19 protein-coding genes are annotated in these 18,009 nt (G+C 39.2%); 11 read left to right on the plus strand and 8 right to left on the minus strand.

What is annotated here, in order from left to right:
- Nucleotides 1-151: 151 nt before the first annotated feature.
- Complete coding sequence (locus QXR92_05755; protein ID MEM0319504.1) at nt 152-838, minus strand: RNA ligase partner protein; 687 nt, start codon at nt 836-838, stop codon at nt 152-154.
- Between the two features lie 235 nt (nt 839-1,073).
- Here QXR92_05755 and leuS point away from each other — a divergent pair, with 235 nt between their 5' ends.
- Nucleotides 1,074-3,962 carry a leucine--tRNA ligase gene (gene leuS / locus QXR92_05760; protein MEM0319505.1) on the plus strand — a complete coding sequence of 963 codons (2,889 nt, stop codon included), beginning with the start codon at nt 1,074-1,076 and terminating at the stop codon, nt 3,960-3,962.
- Between the two features lie 24 nt (nt 3,963-3,986).
- Here the strand turns inward: leuS and QXR92_05765 are convergent, their stop codons facing one another.
- Complete coding sequence (locus QXR92_05765) at nt 3,987-4,784, minus strand: class I SAM-dependent methyltransferase (GenBank protein MEM0319506.1); 798 nt, start codon at nt 4,782-4,784, stop codon at nt 3,987-3,989.
- Between the two features lie 228 nt (nt 4,785-5,012).
- Between QXR92_05765 and glnA the strand changes: the two genes are divergently transcribed.
- Both glnA and QXR92_05775 read left to right on the plus strand, forming a co-directional pair.
- Nucleotides 5,013-6,407, plus strand: coding sequence for a type I glutamate--ammonia ligase (glnA, locus tag QXR92_05770; GenBank protein MEM0319507.1), 1,395 nt, complete (start codon nt 5,013-5,015; stop codon nt 6,405-6,407).
- Nucleotides 6,408-6,515: 108 nt separating this feature from the next.
- The gene (locus QXR92_05775) at nt 6,516-7,361 is read left to right on the plus strand and encodes a hypothetical protein (protein MEM0319508.1); all 846 of its coding nucleotides are present in this window, start codon (nt 6,516-6,518) and stop codon (nt 7,359-7,361) included.
- Between the two features lie 107 nt (nt 7,362-7,468).
- On the opposite strand, the gene QXR92_05780 is transcribed toward QXR92_05775, so the two are convergent.
- From QXR92_05780 to QXR92_05795, 4 genes are all read right to left on the minus strand, one after another.
- Nucleotides 7,469-8,164, minus strand: a complete 696-nt coding sequence (locus QXR92_05780; protein ID MEM0319509.1) for a hypothetical protein — start codon at nt 8,162-8,164, stop codon at nt 7,469-7,471.
- A 12-nt stretch (nt 8,165-8,176) separates the two neighbouring features.
- Nucleotides 8,177-8,725 carry a hypothetical protein gene (locus tag QXR92_05785; GenBank protein MEM0319510.1) on the minus strand — a complete coding sequence of 183 codons (549 nt, stop codon included), beginning with the start codon at nt 8,723-8,725 and terminating at the stop codon, nt 8,177-8,179.
- Between the two features lie 85 nt (nt 8,726-8,810).
- Nucleotides 8,811-10,097, minus strand: coding sequence for an ABC transporter permease (locus QXR92_05790; protein MEM0319511.1), 1,287 nt, complete (start codon nt 10,095-10,097; stop codon nt 8,811-8,813).
- Nucleotides 10,094-10,813 carry an ABC transporter ATP-binding protein gene (locus tag QXR92_05795; GenBank protein ID MEM0319512.1) on the minus strand — a complete coding sequence of 240 codons (720 nt, stop codon included), beginning with the start codon at nt 10,811-10,813 and terminating at the stop codon, nt 10,094-10,096. Before QXR92_05795 ends, QXR92_05790 begins: the two co-directional genes overlap by 4 nt.
- 131 nt (nt 10,814-10,944) lie before the next feature.
- Between QXR92_05795 and QXR92_05800 the strand changes: the two genes are divergently transcribed.
- From QXR92_05800 to QXR92_05815, 4 genes are all read left to right on the plus strand, one after another.
- On the plus strand, nt 10,945-11,685 hold the full coding sequence (locus QXR92_05800; GenBank protein ID MEM0319513.1) for an ERCC4 domain-containing protein: 741 nt from the start codon (nt 10,945-10,947) through the stop codon (nt 11,683-11,685).
- Nucleotides 11,686-11,904: 219 nt separating this feature from the next.
- Nucleotides 11,905-12,879 (plus strand): tyrosine-type recombinase/integrase, encoded by a 975-nt coding sequence (locus QXR92_05805; protein MEM0319514.1) that lies wholly within the window; start codon nt 11,905-11,907, stop codon nt 12,877-12,879.
- A gap of 196 nt (nt 12,880-13,075) precedes the next feature.
- Nucleotides 13,076-13,249 carry an AbrB/MazE/SpoVT family DNA-binding domain-containing protein gene (locus tag QXR92_05810; protein ID MEM0319515.1) on the plus strand — a complete coding sequence of 58 codons (174 nt, stop codon included), beginning with the start codon at nt 13,076-13,078 and terminating at the stop codon, nt 13,247-13,249.
- A 10-nt stretch (nt 13,250-13,259) separates the two neighbouring features.
- Nucleotides 13,260-14,252 (plus strand): AbrB/MazE/SpoVT family DNA-binding domain-containing protein, encoded by a 993-nt coding sequence (locus QXR92_05815; GenBank protein MEM0319516.1) that lies wholly within the window; start codon nt 13,260-13,262, stop codon nt 14,250-14,252.
- A gap of 217 nt (nt 14,253-14,469) precedes the next feature.
- On the opposite strand, the gene QXR92_05820 is transcribed toward QXR92_05815, so the two are convergent.
- Entirely contained in the window at nt 14,470-14,856 is a 387-nt protein-coding gene (locus tag QXR92_05820; protein MEM0319517.1) for a hypothetical protein, read from the minus strand.
- A gap of 102 nt (nt 14,857-14,958) precedes the next feature.
- Nucleotides 14,959-15,741 (minus strand): polyprenyl diphosphate synthase, encoded by a 783-nt coding sequence (uppS, locus tag QXR92_05825; GenBank protein MEM0319518.1) that lies wholly within the window; start codon nt 15,739-15,741, stop codon nt 14,959-14,961.
- Between the two features lie 105 nt (nt 15,742-15,846).
- Here uppS and QXR92_05830 point away from each other — a divergent pair, with 105 nt between their 5' ends.
- From QXR92_05830 to QXR92_05845, 4 genes are all read left to right on the plus strand, one after another.
- On the plus strand, nt 15,847-16,257 hold the full coding sequence (locus QXR92_05830) for a 30S ribosomal protein S8e (GenBank protein MEM0319519.1): 411 nt from the start codon (nt 15,847-15,849) through the stop codon (nt 16,255-16,257).
- 35 nt (nt 16,258-16,292) lie between these two features.
- Nucleotides 16,293-16,610 (plus strand): signal recognition particle subunit SRP19/SEC65 family protein, encoded by a 318-nt coding sequence (locus tag QXR92_05835; GenBank protein MEM0319520.1) that lies wholly within the window; start codon nt 16,293-16,295, stop codon nt 16,608-16,610.
- Between the two features lie 230 nt (nt 16,611-16,840).
- Entirely contained in the window at nt 16,841-17,110 is a 270-nt protein-coding gene (locus QXR92_05840) for a hypothetical protein (GenBank protein MEM0319521.1), read from the plus strand.
- An 11-nt stretch (nt 17,111-17,121) separates the two neighbouring features.
- Nucleotides 17,122-18,009, plus strand: a complete 888-nt coding sequence (locus QXR92_05845; GenBank protein ID MEM0319522.1) for a hypothetical protein — start codon at nt 17,122-17,124, stop codon at nt 18,007-18,009.

An 18,009-nucleotide genomic window follows, 5' to 3' on the forward strand; every position in this document is an offset into this window, starting at 1 on the left:
TTTCTCACTTTCCGATCAGTCAGGGGATTTTTCTTCATTACCAGGTGAGCTCAGTTTACCATCGTATCATCATTTCTTAACATGATTTCATTCTAATTAAAAAAGGTAAAATACTCAAATAAATCAATTACGTTTTTTAAAAGAAGAGCTATTATCCTGATAGCATTATTTTTAGCTTCTTTAATCCTTCTATAAATGTTATTGGATCAATTACAATAATTCCCATCTTCTCTGCCAACCTCTTGATTCCTTCATCGTTGGTGACGAGAGTTCCTTTGAGCTCGTATGCTAATATTATAACATCGAAGTCCTCAGGACTATCGACAATTCCCTTCCTCATGATTTCACGATACTTTTCTCTTGCTTCATGTATGAGCTCAGCATACACTTTATTTTTATCTAATTTATCTAGATTACTTGCTATTGCTCTCTTTATCAAATCTTCCAGGAGCCTGAGTCCTCTAAACGTTCTGAGTCTAATAGATGAAATGTATTCATTCATAATTACTGCAGGAATCTTTGTAGTAAGCATATCTGGAGCCTTTACTATTATCCAGGCAAAAAGATCATTAACAGTGTTGATGCTCACTCCATTTGATAGCAAATACTTTCTCATCTCGTTTGCCATTGAAGGGGTTGTATAGAAAAGCAAGTCAAGCTTGAACCTGAGCTCAGCTATAAGAGCAGAAATGGCCTTCATTGTCGAGTCAAGATCGCTGGATTCAAGCAAATTCTTTAGCCTAGGATCGCTGAATGCACTAGTGTCTATTACATGAATGGAGAGAGGTCCTTTCCTCGAGCGACGATTTTTTGACTCCTGTTGAGTTACTATTGGGATCTACCTCTTGTAACCTTATCGCAACTTTCGCGCGCCATCAAAAATAATTCTTTGTTCTGTTTTAACTTATAATCTATTAGTAAGGCAAAGAGGAACTTATTTATTGTAGAGATCTACAGAATTGAAAATTCAGGCCTAGCTCAAATAGTTTATTAATTCGTTACCTTTCCTATTTCATAAAAGATGGTGATTCGATCTGAAGGAACAGAAGAGCTTCAGCGACTATGATCTGGAAATCTCAAGAAAGTGGAGAAAACTTTGGGAAGATGAAAGGCTATATGAACCTGAACCAGATTCTAGCAAGAAAAAATTCTTTCTTACAGCAGCATATCCTTATCCCAATGCTCCTCTACATCTTGGACATGCCAGAACATACCTTATTCCGGACATAGTAGCAAGGTACAAGAGAATGAGGGGATATAACGTACTCTTTCCCATGGGATTTCACTTTACTGGAACTCCAATACTTACCGCGACAGAGTCCCTTCTCAAGCGTGATGAGGGATTGCTCAGGGAGTACAGAGAGCTATATGAAGTTAGCGATGAGGAAATTGAGAAGATTAAGACTCCACTTGACCTAGCTACCTACTTCAAAAGAAGAGCAGAAAACGATATGAAAGATTATCTTCTCTCCATTGATTGGAGAAGAGAGTTCACTACAGTAGATGAGGAGTACAAATCATTCATTAGATGGCAGTTCTCCAAGCTCAGAGAAAAGAACTACATAGTCAGGGGAACGCATCCCGTAGGATGGTGTCCCCTTCATCAGATGCCTGTGGGGATGCATGACACCAAGGGCGATGTTGAGCCAGAAATTGAGGAGCTCTTTCTTATACACTTTCAAGCAGTTGACGGAACGATTTTTCCAGCTGCAACGCTTAGACCTGAAACAGTTTTTGGTGCCGTTAACATTTGGGTAAACCCAAATTCGACGTACGTAATCGCAGCTATTGATGAGAGGAAAATGCTTCTTTCCAAGGAAGCTTATAGAAAGATATCATTCCAGAAGAAAAATGTTAATCCTCCTGAAAGAGAATTGAAGGGAAAAGAGCTTGCCGGTACTTATGTAAAGAATCCAATGACAGGGAAGAGAATACCAGTTATTCCAGCATCATTTGTAGATGAGGGCTTCGGCACTGGAGTTGTTATGAGCGTTCCTGCTCATGCGCCATACGACTTTGTCTCACTCCTTGAATTGAAAAAGGAAGCAGTTAGAAGCGAAGCAAATAGTGATTTCTCAAATATAGAGCCAATAAAGGTAATCCATCTGAGAGGATATTCTGATATTCCTGCCAGGGATATAGTGGTATCAATGAATATTGAGAGCACAAATCAGAAAGAACTTCTTGACAAAGCAACTAAGGAATTATATTTGAAAGAATTCAATGAAGGGATAATGGATCCATCAATAGGCAAAATTCCAGAGGACGAAGAATCAAAAAGGTTTGCCTCAAGCATTGCTGGAATGCCTGTAAAGGAAGCGAGAAGGATCGTTGTGGAATTCCTAAAAAAGAGAGGCAGCGCTGACACTTTTTATGAGATTGCTAATAGACCAGTCTATTGCAGGTGCGGTACAGAAATTGTCGTAAAGATTCTCGAGAACCAATGGTTCATAGACTATGAGAACGAGGAATGGAAAAGCATCGTGAGAAGGGCCTTGAATGAAATGGTCGAAATAATTCCTCCTGAATACAAGAGCTGGTTCCTAAATGTAGTCGATTGGCTGAAAAAGAGGGCCTGTGCTAGGAGCAGAGGAATGGGAACCCCTTTGCCTTGGGATGATAAATGGATAATTGAGAGTTTGAGCGATTCTACAATTTATATGGCTTTCTATACAGTTATTTCAAAAATAAGGGGCTTGGGGATTCGCCCAGAATTGCTGGATGGAGAGTTCTGGGACTATGTCTTTCTTGGAAAGGGAAATTCAGAGAAGCTCTCTGAGAAACTGGGAATCAGCTTAAATGCTCTGCAGAGTATTAGGAATGAGTTTCTTTACTGGTATCCCCTTGACAATAGACACAGTGGAAAGGATCTTGTTCCGAACCATTTAACTTTCATGATATTCAACCACGCAGCCATATTTCCAGAAAAACTATGGCCAAAGAGAATTATAGTGAATGGCCATATAATGGTCGAAGGAGAAAAAATGAGCAAGAGCTTGGGGAACTTCATACCCCTTTTTAGGGCAATTAGAGAAGTCGGGCCAAACTCGCTGCGCCTCATATTAACATATTCTGCTGAAATTGGTAATGATGCGAATTACAGCAGAGAGCTTATTCCCATAGTTCAAGATAGGCTCAGAAGGATATCTGAGCTAATAGAAGTAATCAGTTCAAACAATGCTGAGGAAGAGGAAGAGGACATCGCAGATAAATGGCTAAAGAGTATGATGAGAAGGAGAATCATTAATGCCACAGAAAGTATGGAAAAATATGCGTTCAGAGACGCTTCCATAGAAATATATTTCAAGCTGGAACAGGATATACGCCGATACATCTCAATAAAAAGCTCCCCCAATTGGAGAGTTCTCAAGAGCATTGCTGAGGAATGGGTAAAAATGATGTCTCCCATTACACCAGCATTTGCTGAAGAGATGTGGCATCTCCTTGGAAAGAATAGTTCCGTAACTGTTGAAGAATGGCCCTCTCCAGAGAAAATGGATTACCATCCACAAGAAGAGGTACTCTTCACCATGATAAACAGAATAGAAAATGATGTTGAGAACATTAGAAAAGCCCTCAAGAAGGAGCCGAGTGAAGTTGTGGTAGTAGTGTCTTCTTCAGATAAATGGGCAGTGATTCAGAAGCTGTTCGCAATGCTTCATTCAGGAGCTCAGATGAGAGATCTCATGAAAGAAATTGCAAGGCTTAATCTCGGAGCAAGGCCTCAGGAAACTTCAGAATATATATATGAGCTCTTCCAGAGCCTTCCAGAAGATCTGAGAAAATTCCTCATGCATTCTAACATAGACGAAGCAGAAACTCTAAAATCTGCTTCCTATATACTGGAGAAAGAGCTTGGATTGAAGGTCAGAATAATAAGAGAGACCGAAATCGAAGCTCAAGAATTGATAAGAAGAAGGAGACCAATACCATTTCGCCCAACAATTAGCTTCATTTTCTAAAACAGATATTTTAGCCTAGGAATTTTATTTTAGAAATAGAAAAATCTCATTTCCAAAGCTCCATATTTCATAATTGGCATAGATGCCCCTCTCTTCAATTTTCCTCGCTAAAGTTAGGAGAAAATTCCTTTCCCTCCTTCTGATCTCTCTCTTTTTCACTAAGCTTATTGTTGGTTCGCTTATAAGTATCGAACTGGCTGGAATTGATTCTATGAATTCTAAGGGATCTATTTTTCTAGTTCTCATAAGCACTCTGAGAACTCTCAGAAGAAGAGCAAGATCGGCCCTTAAAAATCCATTATCTTTCAAGATGCTTCTGAAGTCTGCCTTCGAGGCATCACATAAAACAGGAATCAAATTTATCCCTTGATAAGTAAATCTTCTTAGATCATCAATGACTTCTCTTCTTGAGTCAATAGCTATATATACAGTACCAGCCGGAAGCTTTTTTGCTAGATATATGGGAAAAGTCCCACTGCCAATATCAAGAATTGTCCTTCCATTCATATGTGTGAATATCGATGCTATTCTGTCGGTTATTTTTTCCAGATCGCTTCCTCTTTCCTCTATGCTGATTTCCTCTCCTTTACTACCTCTAAATCTCCTTTCTTCATAATATCCTATCATTCTGCACTTTTTCACGAGAGCCTTGAATTCCTTAAGTCTTCTTAAATCTTCGGAGGATTTTCCTCTAGACAAGGTTTCAAGGAGTATTTTCATTTCTCTACTTTTCAAAACTATATCAAGATGTCTATTCAGAAACTCCTCTCCAATTTCTTTTTTCAATTCTCTCATTACTTTTTCAACATCCTCTGATGGCACACCTTCTCATCCTTCCAATGGAAAAGGCTCATCTATCCTCTTAAAAGTATTACTCGCAATTATCACTCTGTGCTCATAAAAACATTTCTGTTAAAGGCATCTTGATTCAATTTATATTGAAATTTTTTTTGATAAATGACAAATTACAGGAATAATTTTCAAAATAAAATACAAAAAGCTTTTATTTATTAAGACATACCTCTTATTTCATAAAAAAAGGTTATTGATATGAGCGAAAACGTGCTTGAAGAGATAAGAAAAAACAAGCTAAGATGGATAAACCTATTTCTCACAGATCTTGTTGGCCAGCTCCACCAGGTAACAATATCTTCAACGCTAGTTAATGAGGAAACAATTAAAGACGGTTTTGGGAAGCTGGATGGAAGCAGCATAGCTGGCTTCAAAGAAATATTTGAAAGCGACCTGGTTCTCCGAATCATAGCAGATACATTTAGAACCGATCCCTTCTTTCAAATGACTGGGGATGCCTTCGTTGCAGTTTTTGATAGTTTTGGCACTAATAGACTTGAAAAGGATCCGAGATTCGTGGCAGAAAAAGCTGAGTCAGCTTTGAACTCTGAAGGATATTCTCCTCTAGTTGGAACAGAGCTGGAGTTCCACATATTTGATGATGTTAAGGCCTGGCTTTCAAGTAAATCCTCTGGATATAGAATACGCTCCTCAGTTGCTGGATTTGAGAAGAAAAGGAACTACTCTCTATCTCCAAAGGGAGGATATTACGTTCCTCCTCCTTTTGATGACTCCCTGGAAATAAGGAAAGAAATAGGGGAAATACTTGAGAACAGCTTCAAAATATCCGTTGAGGCTCACCACCATGAAGTCGGTGCAGCAGGACAAGGTGAGATAAATTTTCAATCATCGACCCCTCCAAAAATAGGAGACTCAGTTCAGATAGTGAAGTATGTGTCCAGATTGGTTGCAAGGAAATACGGTAAAATTATAACATTTATGCCAAAACCAATTTATGGAGACAATGGAAGCGGAATGCATGTGCATGTAAGCTTGTGGAAAGGTAGCAGCAACTTGTTCTATGATGAGTCAGACAGCTATGCTAGCCTCAGCCAAATAGCTAGGTATTTTATTGGAGGGCTGATTGAGCACGGAAGAGCTATTTCAGCTATAGTATCTCCAACCGTCAATAGCTATAAGAGGCTTCTTCCAGGCTACGAGGCTCCAATATTTCTTGCTTGGAGCAAGGGGAACAGAAGTGCAGCAATTAGAATACCTTCTTATCATAAAGACACAAAATCATCAAAGAGGATTGAATACAGACCTCCAGATCCCTCTTCCAACCCATATTTAGCAGTTTCGGCGGTACTTCTTGCAGGCCTTGATGGCCTTAAAAAGAAAATCGATCCAGGAGATCCTGTTGATGAGAACATCTATCATATGCCTCCTGATAAAATCAGAGAGAAAGGTATCTTGAAGCTCCCATCATCATTGGATGAAGCTCTTGACGAGCTTGAATCAGATCATGAATTTCTCCTCCCAGCATTTTCGAAGAGCCTAATAGAGAAATACATAGAAGTTAAGAGAGAGGAGGCTAGGAAGCTGAGTTCCTTGATATCACCTGCAGAAATTTACTTCTATCTGAATACTTGAAGTTTACAAGATGCCATCTTTTCGATTCTGCGTTCCTTCTTTTCTTAAAATGCATTGGGAAATAAAACTTAAATCCAATGGAAAACTATTTACTTTGAGCGTGGTTCCATGACGCTAACTGATCTGGCAAGCATCCTGTTTTGGCTCATTCTCTTTATACTCATATTATCTCCAACTACCTCTCAGGCGAGAATAAGGGCCGCTCGCGCTAAAATTCTGTCCTCTCTTGAGGAAAAAACTGGGATGAAATTCATAACTCTCATACACAGGCAGGAGAGAGTAGGAATACTGGGAATCCCCGTATACAGATACATAGACATAGAGGATAGCGAGGAAGTTCTGAGAGCTATAAGAGAAGTTCCAGAAGACACAGGTATTGCTATTGTTCTGCATACCCCAGGAGGCTTAGTGGTTGCTGCTTCTCAGATAGCTTTAGCCCTAAAGAGACATCCAGGAAAGAAAGTAGTTATAGTTCCTCACTATGCTATGAGCGGAGGCACTCTCATTTCCTTGGCTGCCGATGAAATTTGGATGGACAGAAATGCTATTCTAGGTCCAATTGATCCTCAAATTCCCTTCCAACAATACGGATCCCTTCCTGCTCCAAGCATAATAAAGCTTGCAAAGATGAAGGGAGAGAAGGCAGATGACATAACTCTAATAATGGCCGATGTAGCAGAAAAAGCTATCAGTGGAGTACAAGGTATAGTAGTTGAACTGCTCAAGGATAAGATAGGGGAAGAAAAGGCGAAGGAACTGGCTGAGAAATTGACCGGAGGTCAATGGACGCATGATTATCCGATAACTTTTGAAGAGGCATTGAAGCTAGGGCTTCCCGTCAAGGATACTGTGCCCTCAGAGATCTACGATCTAATGTCTCTCTACAAAGCTCCTCTAATGCAGAGGAGCGGAGTGGAATATATTCCAAAAACTCCGCAGAGAGCAGAGAGATAAACGAAATTTCCTTTCAAATAAACTCAGAATCACTTCATAGAGTGCGGAAAACCAAGAAAGGAAAATTATGGAAAGCGTCTTTTCCAGCATTTTTCTAGAACCATATATTAAAATGAAACTCTCCAAGCATTTTCATTAGGGTCGAATGATATTCTTCCCTCAGAAAGCAGCTTCTTATATAGAGTGGCCATCTTTTCTGGTAAAAGTTTTACTACTTTGGCTGGATCTTTTTCTTTAACCGATGCCATCTTCGCTTGGAACTTATCCCAAAATTCCGGATCAACAGCAACATATTCCTTTTCTAATTCCAATACTATTGCTCCTTCTCTCCTCAGCTTATCGAAGAATGCTCTTGGATTCTTCAACCATGTGAGCTCGCTTTGAAACACAACCCCCTCAATGCTCAGTCTCTCTATTGCTGTCCCTCCCCTTGCTGTTCTTGCCGTTCGCCTCTCTTCAATTTCGGGCAAAGGGTGTTCAGACTGTTTCTGGATAGTCTCCTCAAGCTTGTCTATTCTTTCTCTCAGCTCAGCAATAGAGCGAGCTAGCTCGTCAATCTTCCCTGTAAATGGATTCACAATGTCCTGAACTGCTCTAGCCACACTTTGAGCAATCTCTTTTTCCTTCTGAACAGACTCCTGACTTATAGCCTCTTTTTGTGGTTGAAGAGGCTGTAGAGATTTTTGTTCAGCAAAGATGATGCTCTTTATATAATCTGAGATGCTCTCAAATCCTTTTGAGGCAGCCTTTGTTCTAAGCTGGTTGAACTCTTCATCAGTAAATTTTATTGTTACTATAGGCAAGAGTCTTCACCGCTAGGGAGGTGAGGGAAGCTTTCCCCTCTCTCTGCTCTTAGCTACTTCTGCAGCTTCTCTCAATATTGACTCTACCTCATTGCTTACCTCATTATTGTATGTGAAGCTTCCCTCTATCTGAGCGAATGAGCTGATTTCTATTCCCATATCATTAAGCTTTTCCTCAAGGTCTGAAAACATAAGCGAGAGCTCTGGAGCAGCCTTAATAAAGCTCTTTTTCAGGTCTGCTACCAAAGGGATTACTTCCTTTGCAATATCTATGGTGGCATTCATATCAAGCATCGTCTCAAATTTTACTCTGAGCCTCTCCACGGAAAATCTCATGGCCTTTATATTTCCCAGCACCTTCTTTCTCTCTGCCAGTTCAGAAGCTATTTGAAGAGCCATATCTTTTCCATAGAGATCATTGACCTTCAATATTTCCTGCATTTTCTCTTCAATTCCTCTCTCTAGCTTTCCTTCAATGAACCTTAGCTTGTTCTCCATAACTCTAAGAGTAGAGACTGTCCTGGCAAGCTTCGTTCTATCGATCTTTTTCTTACCAAACAACTTTGAGCACCAGAGGGAAAAACAGATACAATTGCCTCTACATGCATATATTGTTATCTGGCATTTAAAAATAAAATGGCACTATCTACGTTTTCCTTCTAAAGAGCTTCTTTCCCGAAATTTTGCTTGACAGTATTCTCTCTCCTTGGAACCACCTAGCTCCTAAATATAGCACTATAGCAAAGTAGAGAATGTTTGCCAAAAAGCTAAGAATCACTGGCTCAGACCATCCCTGTATTGAGGCCTTTATTGCTATTAGCGGTGTTGATGCTGGTATGGCAGAAATAGCTAGAACTTGCGCAGTGCTTAGCTGAGAGAGATCTATATACATCAGCAGAATATATGGAATCAACATAGGAAGCCATGCATAGGAAGCCATTGCTTGTGCTTCCCTAACATTATTAGCCAAGGAAGCTATGAGAATGGAAGCTGCTAGAAGGAAGAGAAGCGATAGAAGAAGTCCTAGCGCTGCTTCAACAAGAGATGCTGGAGAAAGGAGCTCCACCGATTCAGCAATGCTAACACTTCCTCCGGGAATATTTGATGTTATAGAACTTATGTAATAGTAGAATCCAATAACCATTCCTACCATACCGGCAAGGGATATCAAGAACGCCCCAACTATTTTGCTAATTAATATTTGAGATCTCTTCACAGGAAACGAAAGCAAGATCTCTAGGGTTTTCTCCTCTTTCTCAATTCCCATGCTGGATGCTGCCAGGCTGGTAGCTATTGAAAAGATCATCAGAGGGGCAACGATCAGCATTATTGCTCCGCTGAGAAGAGAATTTATGGTTTTGACATTAAATTCCCTACCTCCTATAAATGCTGTTTCATTCAGTGATATTAGATGAAGGAGAGAAGAGGCGTTCAAATTCGGATATGCCTGGGATATTAGACCTAAAAGTATCTGCTGCTGGAAAGCATTGATGGATGAGGAAATTGCGGAGAATTTAGCAATGGATGAAATGCTTATGTCTCTAACGACTTCATAAGATTGCAGTGTAGTTCCGGTGCCTGAGCTGATCAGCTTCGTGAAGTTTTCTGGAATCAGTAAAAGTGCATCAAATTTTCCGCTTGCAAGAATTGATTTAGGATCTGAATTTGCTGGAAAGACCTCAATCTTCGAATTAGTAGATGTCTTTATAAACTCTACGAGAAGTTTTGAGAGATCTCCACCATCCTCATTTATTACAGCTAAATTTAGTCCTGAAGTAGCTGCCCGTGCCGTATTAGATGTCGCATATCCTATTACCTGACCAAGGAGTATGAAAATTACTATTGGAGCAAGGATCATCAAAACAAATATCCTAGGATCCCTAAGCAACTCCTTCGTTTCCTTGGAAATCAGAGTAACAAGAGGGCTTCTCAAGCTCTTATCGCCTCCATGAAAGCCTCCTCTAGGTTTGAGGATCTGTATCTTTCAATGAGCTCTCTAGGGCTCCCCATATCGATTATATTTCCATTATGAATGAACGCAACTCTGTCGCAGAGGAACTCTACTTCTAGCATATTGTGGCTACTGAGAAGAACTGTGATGTGAAATTTCTTCGCCCTTTTCTTTATTTCGTCTCTGAGCTGGAGTGAGTACAATACATCTATACCGCTTGTAGGCTCATCAAGTATAGCAACTTTTGGTCTAATCATTAGAGCTCTAGCCAATTGAAGTCTCCTTTTCATTCCTTTGCTGTAAGTCTTTATTCTTTCATTCAGGGCTTCTCCTAAGCCAGTTATCTCAATGCCTTCACTGACTGCATCTTCTCCAACATTATATAGCGAAGCGACAAATCGAAGGTACTCTATTCCCGTCATATACGGATATGCACCTGCATCTTCAGGAAGATAGCTAATTATTTTTCTCACTTCCTCTGCTTGACTAACAACATCTTTTCCATAAACCTGTACTTTTCCTCCGCTTGGCTTTAAAAGTGTAGCGATTATCCTCAGCGTTGTTGTCTTTCCTGCCCCATTTGGACCGACCAATCCAAATATTTCCCCCTCTTTCACTTCAAATGAAATAGATTTGATAGCCTCTTTTTTTCCGAATGTTTTAACCAAGTCTGCTACAGATATAGCAGCTTCAATCATCTATTAAACCTCCAATATTTTCTTTCTAACTTTCTATCATTCCCTTTTTTCGGATGCAATTATATTCGATAATTGTAATGTTTTGATATAATAAGATTTATAGAATTATTTTTCTCGAGAGGTAATGAACTATGAGCAAGTCTTTCAAAATTTCAACTCTCTTTCCTGTTGATCTAATTGTCGATGTAAACGAAGAAATTCATTCCAAGAATCTATTTGAGGAGCTGAAAAGATTGGGAATAAAGATAGCTGTTTTGAAGTTGGAAGCGGGCGACTACCTGATTCCAGCAGAAAATGGAGCAGGGATTCTGATTGAGAGAAAAAGAGACGAAGATTTCATTTCAAGCATAATTGACTCTAGATTATGGAGCCAAGCTGAGCTCCTTTCTAAAGCTTCAAAAGAAAAAGGCTTAATTTCTGTTTTGCTAATTGAAGGAGATCTTTGGAAAGCCATTAAGGAAAGGGGAATTTCGGAAACTGCTGTCATTAGATCTATAGATGAAATAGCAATTGATTTTAGAATTCCCATCATCTATACTTCTGGTCCGAAATCTACTGCCTCGTGGATTGCAGCGAAAATAAAATCGATCAATAGAAAAAGAGGAAAAGAAAAATTCCTGCCGTATGTCAGAAAAAAAGCGAGAAGCGATAGCGAAAGGATTTTGAATTCTTTAGCCATATTGACAGGATACGAAACTGCTAGGAAACTTCTATTAAAATATAGGACACTGAAGAACGTGTATTCATGCACCATAGAAGATCTAATGAGCATAGAGGGAATTGGAGAAACGAGAGCCAGAAAGATTTTCACACTTTTCAATCTGTCCTATGAAGAGAAAAACAATGCGGAGGCCAGGGGAGAGGAAAGATAATGGTAGCCGGGCGGGGATTCGAACCCCGGTCGCGGGGGATCTCCCCAGCCTCCTCAACCCCCTTAGATGTTTTTGTATCATCCCCCTTTTAAATTTTTAATGAAAAGATCCAAGTTATCTCCCTTAAAATCTCAATCAAATCTGTATTGTATTCTGGAGATGGAGAAATTGTTATCTCCTCCGCCCGAAAGCTTAAAAAAAGGGAATTTGAGAGAGGCGATGGAACTTTTTCTGAATTTACTGAGGGCAGGAGGCTCCAGCGAAAAAACTATCTTGAGCTACCGCGCAGCAATAGAGGACTTTCTAAATTCAACAGGATTGCAGAAAGCTGAAGACATAAAGCAGGAGATTATTGTTTCATGGATAAATTCAAAGCTGAAAAAAGGAGGAAGAGAGAGAAAGAAAGTTCAGGCTACAATGCATTATTATACATTGTTTGTTCGGAGATGGCTAGTTTGGCTAGGTTTCTCCAAGGATATTATTCCAGTTGTAAAGAAGCCCAGCTCATCAGAGGTAACAGCCCTTACAGAGGAAGAAGTAGAAAGACTCATGAACTCATGCAGAGATCTTACGGATTTGCTTATTGTTTCCCTCCTCTTTGAAACAGGAATGAGAGCGAATGAGCTTCTTTCTATTACAGATGATGATATAGATATCCAGAAGGGAGAGGTTGTAATTAGAAATGCTAAGTATGGCAAAGAAAGGGTTGTTTTTTTGGGAGAGATATCCAAAAAAGCTGTGGAGATGAGGCTTGAAGAACTGAGAAAGATTGGCGGAGGAAGAATTGTGAGCTTATCATATAATGGGCTATACAAGAGATTGAAGAGCTTGGCAAGAAGATCTGGATTGGACGAAGAGAAGGTTCATCCACACATTCTCAGACATACTTTTGCTACCGTTGCTATACGAAGAGGTATGAGCCTTCCTGCTCTGCAGAGAATACTTGGTCATTCTGATATAAAGATCACTCAAGTCTACATGCACCTCGTAAAGGATGATTTGAAGAGAGAATACAGAGAAAAATTCTTTAAAGAAACCATGATCTCAGAAAAAATTAACTCCAACCCAGCAGAAAAGAAGAAAATCAACTATTGCCCAAATTGTGGAAGCAGAATAATACCTGGTTCAAAATTCTGTCCATACTGTGGATTCCATCTTGAGTTGAATTCTGAAGCAGCAGAAGATGTTTCATGATTTTTAGAAGTTTTCAATATTTGCTATAAATAACTATATCTTTGCAGTCTTGTTAATACCTTTTTATTACTTTATCACAGGCAGAAAGAATATTTGTTCAGGACAGTTTTAATTAATATTTAAATTTTTTGTTTTTATCTATAACTATCATAATGTTTTATAAGAACAAAAGAAAAACCTAATTACGGTGTTCGGAATGAAAAAGCTAAAAGTTAAAAAAATTGCAATGATCGGAAAGCATCTTTACTTGGAGCTCCCCATCGAATGGACTTCGAGAAATAATCTATCGCCTGGAGACACTGTTTATGTAGTCGACTCAAATGGTGAGCTAAGAATAATACCTTTGCCATCCCAAGGAAGAACAAAGTAAGTGAGGTTAAATGGTCGAGATAAGGAAAGTACAGAAATTAGGAACTTCATCTCTTATAATAACTTTGCCGAAAACTTGGGTTAACAGACTAGGTATAAGACCTGGAGATTCCGTCTACTTAGTTGAAAAAGAAAGAGAGCTAAGAATAATTCCATTTCAAGGAGAAGGAGAATTTACAGTCTTACTGAAAAATGAAGCAGTAAAGGAAAAGGATGTTACAAAAATATTGAGATGTGCTATGATGATGGGCTTCTCAAAGATAAGGATAAAGTTTGAATCTCCCATAACAAAAAATGAGGAAAATATCATCAGCTCAGTTGTTTCTCTCGACAGAGACTATGAAGGGAAAGTTGTAGATCCATTTACCTACGATGTGAACCTAGTAAATAGGATAGGTATCGAGGAAGTTGGCGCTATGATTAGAGAAACGCTCTCGTTATTAGAAAAATCTCTTATGCAGCTAGCAGAGGCGGTTGAATCTCTCTCTCCAAAAATTCTCGAAGATCTGGAGAGAACGCAGAAGCTATTAGAGCAAAGGAGATTCAATAGAAAGCATGTGGCAAGGATAATTGAGGGCAGTAGGGGAGACCTCATTGAAGAAAGAAGAGTATGCTCCTTTGTCTACTCATCTTATAACGTGTGCATGGGATTCAACAGTCTTCACAGATCACTAATTGAGATTGTCAAGGAAATTGGACCAGAGGGAATAGTTAGCAGAGAAAATGCTGAGCTAATAAAAAAGATAATTTCGATGTATTTGAATGCTCTCTGGGAGACAATTGGAGCATTGACAAATGAGAGCCTAAAAAGAATAGACAATGCAAGGGAAATTCTGACAAATCTAGCTTCTTATTACAGGACTATATTCAAAAATGAAAATATCAAGAACCCCGCTATTATGGGAATATTAGTAACAATACTCAACTCACTTAGATACTTTGAAGTACTTCTGGAAGATATCTATTGCTATATTGAGTCAAAGAACTTAGAATTTGTTGTCTAAATTTTCTACTTTAGTGAAGAATGATTTTTCGTCTGCAAAAAAGAATAGAGAATGTTAGGAACTCAAATTACTTGATTTTATGAATATGGGAAAATTTCAAGTAGGAAGCCCCTTTCTTCATTGGAATATATGCTATGTCATGAATTTACAGCCTGATATTATTGTTCGCGCGCACGGTAATTTTAAGCTCATGCTGCATGAAAGCAGCGAAGAATTTTCAAGACAGATCGCTGCCTCTCTTTCTTTCCAGCCAAATCTTGAGTATCTCGCAAGTTTGTGGAGAAGGATTCTTATCAACTTCACATTCTTTTAGATATTTACATATGAAGCAAGGGACTTCAGAAACAGTGTTCAAGGATATCGGAATTGTAGGTATTTTTATCCTAGCAGGATAAATAATGAATTCCTCCTTGCTTCCTTGCTTCACCTTAACAACTTTAACCAGCTTTCGCTTGCTCAGCATCGTTAAAGTCTCGTTCAATTCATCGCTATCAACTTTAAAATATTTGACTAAGCTCTTCAACGATATTCCACTTGTTCCAGATGCCTCAACTATTTTCAATAGCTCCTTTTGGAAGGTCTTCTCCTCTGAAATATTTTTCAAATTTCTTTCACCTTTTTGCTAAACAGGAATCAATCTGAAATTCCTCAGCAGCAATATAATATTAGAAAAGTTAGGACTATTAAATTTGTGAGTTGTAAGAATCTAGGAACCAAAATTTCTCCTCCTCTTTTGGTAGGACCTAATCGCTCTCCAAAGATCAATCTTTCTGAATTCAGGCCAATAAACATCGGTAAAATAGAGTTCCGAGTAAGCGCTCTGCCAAAGAAGAAAATTGCTTATCCTTTCCTCCCCGCTTGTCCTTATAATAAGATCAGGATCAGGCGAATCTTTTGTAAAAAGATAACTGCTGACCAGCTTCTCATCTATTTCATCAATTCGCAATTTTCCACTGCTGAAGTCTCTGGCAATTGACTTGATTGCTTCAATAATTTCATATCTTCCTCCATAGCAAACAGCTATGTTGAGCAACCTTTCTCCATGATTAGCCGTAGCTATCTCCACCTCCCTGGCGAGCCGCTTCACATCATCCGGAATCAAAGATTCATTCCCTATTACCCTGACTTTAACTTTGGAATCATAAATTCTTCTTTCCTCCTTTATCTTTTTCAAGGCTTCAGTGAGGAGGAAAAAAATATGCTCTCTTTCTTCTTTGCTCCTTTTTATGCAATTTTCCGTAGAAAGAACATAGATCGTGACAACTTTTACTCCAAGATCCCATATCCACTGCAGAACATCCTGAGCCCTCTCATATCCTACTCTATGACCTATGAACTCTTCAAGTCCCTGCCTTCTTGCCCATCTCCTGTTTCCATCTGGTATTATTGCGATGTGTTGAGGCATGTCCTTGTTCTTTATTTGACTCCACAAGTACTTCTCATATATACGATAGATCGGCTTAATTGCTTTCTCTACTATTTTCTCCATCTTTGACAAAGCAGGGCACGCTCTGTTGCTTGCTTTCAAATCCTTTTCAGTATTCTATCCAAATAAGCTTTTAAGATGAGGAATCCTTAAAAACCTGGTTTATTTATGAGTAGCTGGAGGGAAGCAGTTATGGGGATATATCAGGAAAATGACCTAAAGAAACCCAGCGGAGGAAGAAGGAGAAGAAATTATAAAGTTAAAAGGAAGGCCCTACTAGGGAGAAACCCCACAGAAACCAAGCTTGCCCAAGAGGATGATAGGATTAGAGAAAGAGTAAGAGGAGGCGGTTTCAAGATAAGGCTGAAGAAAGCTAGCAAGGCAGTAGTCGTTGATAAAAAGGAAAACAGAGTGAAAGTTGAAAAAATTCTGAGGGTTATTGAAACTCCGAGCAATAAGGAATATGCTAGGAGAGGGATCATAACAAAAGGATCCATAATAGAAGTTGAGTCTGGGAAAGCTATCGTAGTTTCAAGACCTGGTCAGGATGGAGTAATCAATGCCATTTTAATGAAGTAATCAAACTGCAAAAAGACCTCCAAGGATACGCTCCTATGAGCAGCTCTAGAAAATTCATTGGGAAAAAAGTGATTATTTACCCCTCAAATTTGGACTCCTCTCAATCCAAAGGTAAGGGAAGAAAGATTTCTATTTCGAATGCAGTTTCAAAACCTTCCGTGAAGGAAATTATTATGGCAGCCGAGAGGCTTGGATTGGAGCCCATTCTTGAGCAGAAAAAATATCCAAGGAAGTGGTGGGAAGAAACTGAGAGAGTTGTTGTTAACAAGGCTGGAAGCAAGAGAGATATATTGAAAAGAATTTCAGCTGAGCTGAAGAGAATAAGAGAAGAAAAGTCATTATCTTCCCAGTAATGGTTCCTTCTGTTCGGGCTCTGGGAAACCTCATTATCAAAGTCCTATTGCCTAAGCCTTTGCCCTCTACTATTTAAATTTATCTTTTTGTAATACTTTGAACCCAAATAGGAATTACCGATTTTTGCTCAATAATTAGGAAAATTGTCTAACTCTCGGTAAATCGGTAATACCCATCAAACTAGTTTTAAACCAAAAATTCTATAATTCGAATACGGGCGTGGCCTTCAATGAAGTTAAAGGGAAGGGTTGAGAAGGCTATTAACGGAAAAAGATTTCTAATTGCACTCGAAAATGAAAAGATCCCCGAGCTGGGAGACGCTGTTCTTTCTCCAGATATGATGCTCATAGGAAAAGTAGTAGATGTTCTGGGGAAGGTTACATCCCCCCATGTTCTAGCTGTTACAATAAGGCCAGATATAGATCCAGGCAAATTGATTGGAAGGGATGTGCTGATAGTAAAGAAATCGGTTGGAAGGCCACCCCGGAGGAGAAAATAAGCTTGTCAAGCATGTCCACTAGCAGTAATAATTGCCCAGATATAATTGTGGATCAAGAGAGAGGAGAAATAATTTGCTTGTCAACAGGTGAAGTTCTCGGTAGCATATTAGATTCAGGTCCTGAGTGGAGGGAATTCGAGAGTGGAGAGGGAAAGCGTAGATCGAGAGTTGGTTCTCCTTTAACTAATTCCATGCATGACTATGGGATTTCAACTACAATAAGTGAGCAGGATATAAGAAAGTTGAATTTTTCTCAGAGAAAGAAAATGTACATGCTAAGAAGAAGAATAGCATCTACGCGCATGAGAGAGAACAAAAGAATGATCTCGGCACTGACCCTATTGAAAGAAGAAGCATCAAGACTTCAGTTGCCTCAAGTAGTCATAGAAACAGCTTCATTGTTAATGAGGAAAGTTGTTGAAGCAGGATTAGGAAGAGGAGAAAAGATAAGAGCATACGCTGCAGCTGCCTTATATATCTCATGCAAGTTAGCCAAAATTCCAAGATCTTTCGCCCATCTTGCCAGTGTCATGGAAGTCGATGAAGAAAGTGTTAGATATGCATATAGAAAAATAGTGGAGCTCAGCGGAGGGAAAATAAATGCCAAGGTCTCAAAGCCGATAGAATATGTCCCATCTTTCGTGAAAGTCCTTTCCCTAAGCAAGGGTACAGAAAAGCTCATGTATAGGCTCTCTAATGCTGTCGAGAGGACGAACATGCTTCAAGGCAAATCTCCAATTGCTGTGGCAGCTGCCATAGCATACATATCTTCTGCTATAATGGGAGAAAAGAGAAATCAGAGAGATATTGCTTCAGCCTTTGGAACATTCACAGATGTGGCCGTGAGAAATAGATACAGAGACATTGTAGACAACCTCTATATAGAAGTTATCCTATAG

The sequence above is a fragment of the Fervidicoccaceae archaeon genome (genome assembly GCA_038734945.1).
In the GTDB taxonomy this organism is placed as follows: Archaea; Thermoproteota; Thermoprotei_A; order Sulfolobales; family Fervidicoccaceae; genus ARK-14.

What these genes read in the sequence shown, in the direction of transcription:
- QXR92_05835 (MEM0319520.1), top strand. Translation starts at nt 16,293, where the DNA reads ATGAGCAGCTCTAGAAAATTCATTGGGAAAAAAGTGATTATTTACCCC.
- QXR92_05775 (MEM0319508.1), top strand. Translation starts at nt 6,516, where the DNA reads ATGACGCTAACTGATCTGGCAAGCATCCTGTTTTGGCTCATTCTCTTT.
- uppS (MEM0319518.1), bottom strand. Translation starts at nt 15,741, where the DNA reads ATGGAGAAAATAGTAGAGAAAGCAATTAAGCCGATCTATCGTATATAT.
- QXR92_05815 (MEM0319516.1), top strand. Translation starts at nt 13,260, where the DNA reads ATGGTCGAGATAAGGAAAGTACAGAAATTAGGAACTTCATCTCTTATA.
- glnA (MEM0319507.1), top strand. Translation starts at nt 5,013, where the DNA reads ATGAGCGAAAACGTGCTTGAAGAGATAAGAAAAAACAAGCTAAGATGG.
- QXR92_05795 (MEM0319512.1), bottom strand. Translation starts at nt 10,813, where the DNA reads ATGATTGAAGCTGCTATATCTGTAGCAGACTTGGTTAAAACATTCGGA.
- QXR92_05840 (MEM0319521.1), top strand. Translation starts at nt 16,841, where the DNA reads ATGAAGTTAAAGGGAAGGGTTGAGAAGGCTATTAACGGAAAAAGATTT.
- QXR92_05845 (MEM0319522.1), top strand. Translation starts at nt 17,122, where the DNA reads ATGTCCACTAGCAGTAATAATTGCCCAGATATAATTGTGGATCAAGAG.
- QXR92_05830 (MEM0319519.1), top strand. Translation starts at nt 15,847, where the DNA reads ATGAGTAGCTGGAGGGAAGCAGTTATGGGGATATATCAGGAAAATGAC.
- QXR92_05805 (MEM0319514.1), top strand. Translation starts at nt 11,905, where the DNA reads ATGGAACTTTTTCTGAATTTACTGAGGGCAGGAGGCTCCAGCGAAAAA.
- QXR92_05810 (MEM0319515.1), top strand. Translation starts at nt 13,076, where the DNA reads ATGAAAAAGCTAAAAGTTAAAAAAATTGCAATGATCGGAAAGCATCTT.
- QXR92_05800 (MEM0319513.1), top strand. Translation starts at nt 10,945, where the DNA reads ATGAGCAAGTCTTTCAAAATTTCAACTCTCTTTCCTGTTGATCTAATT.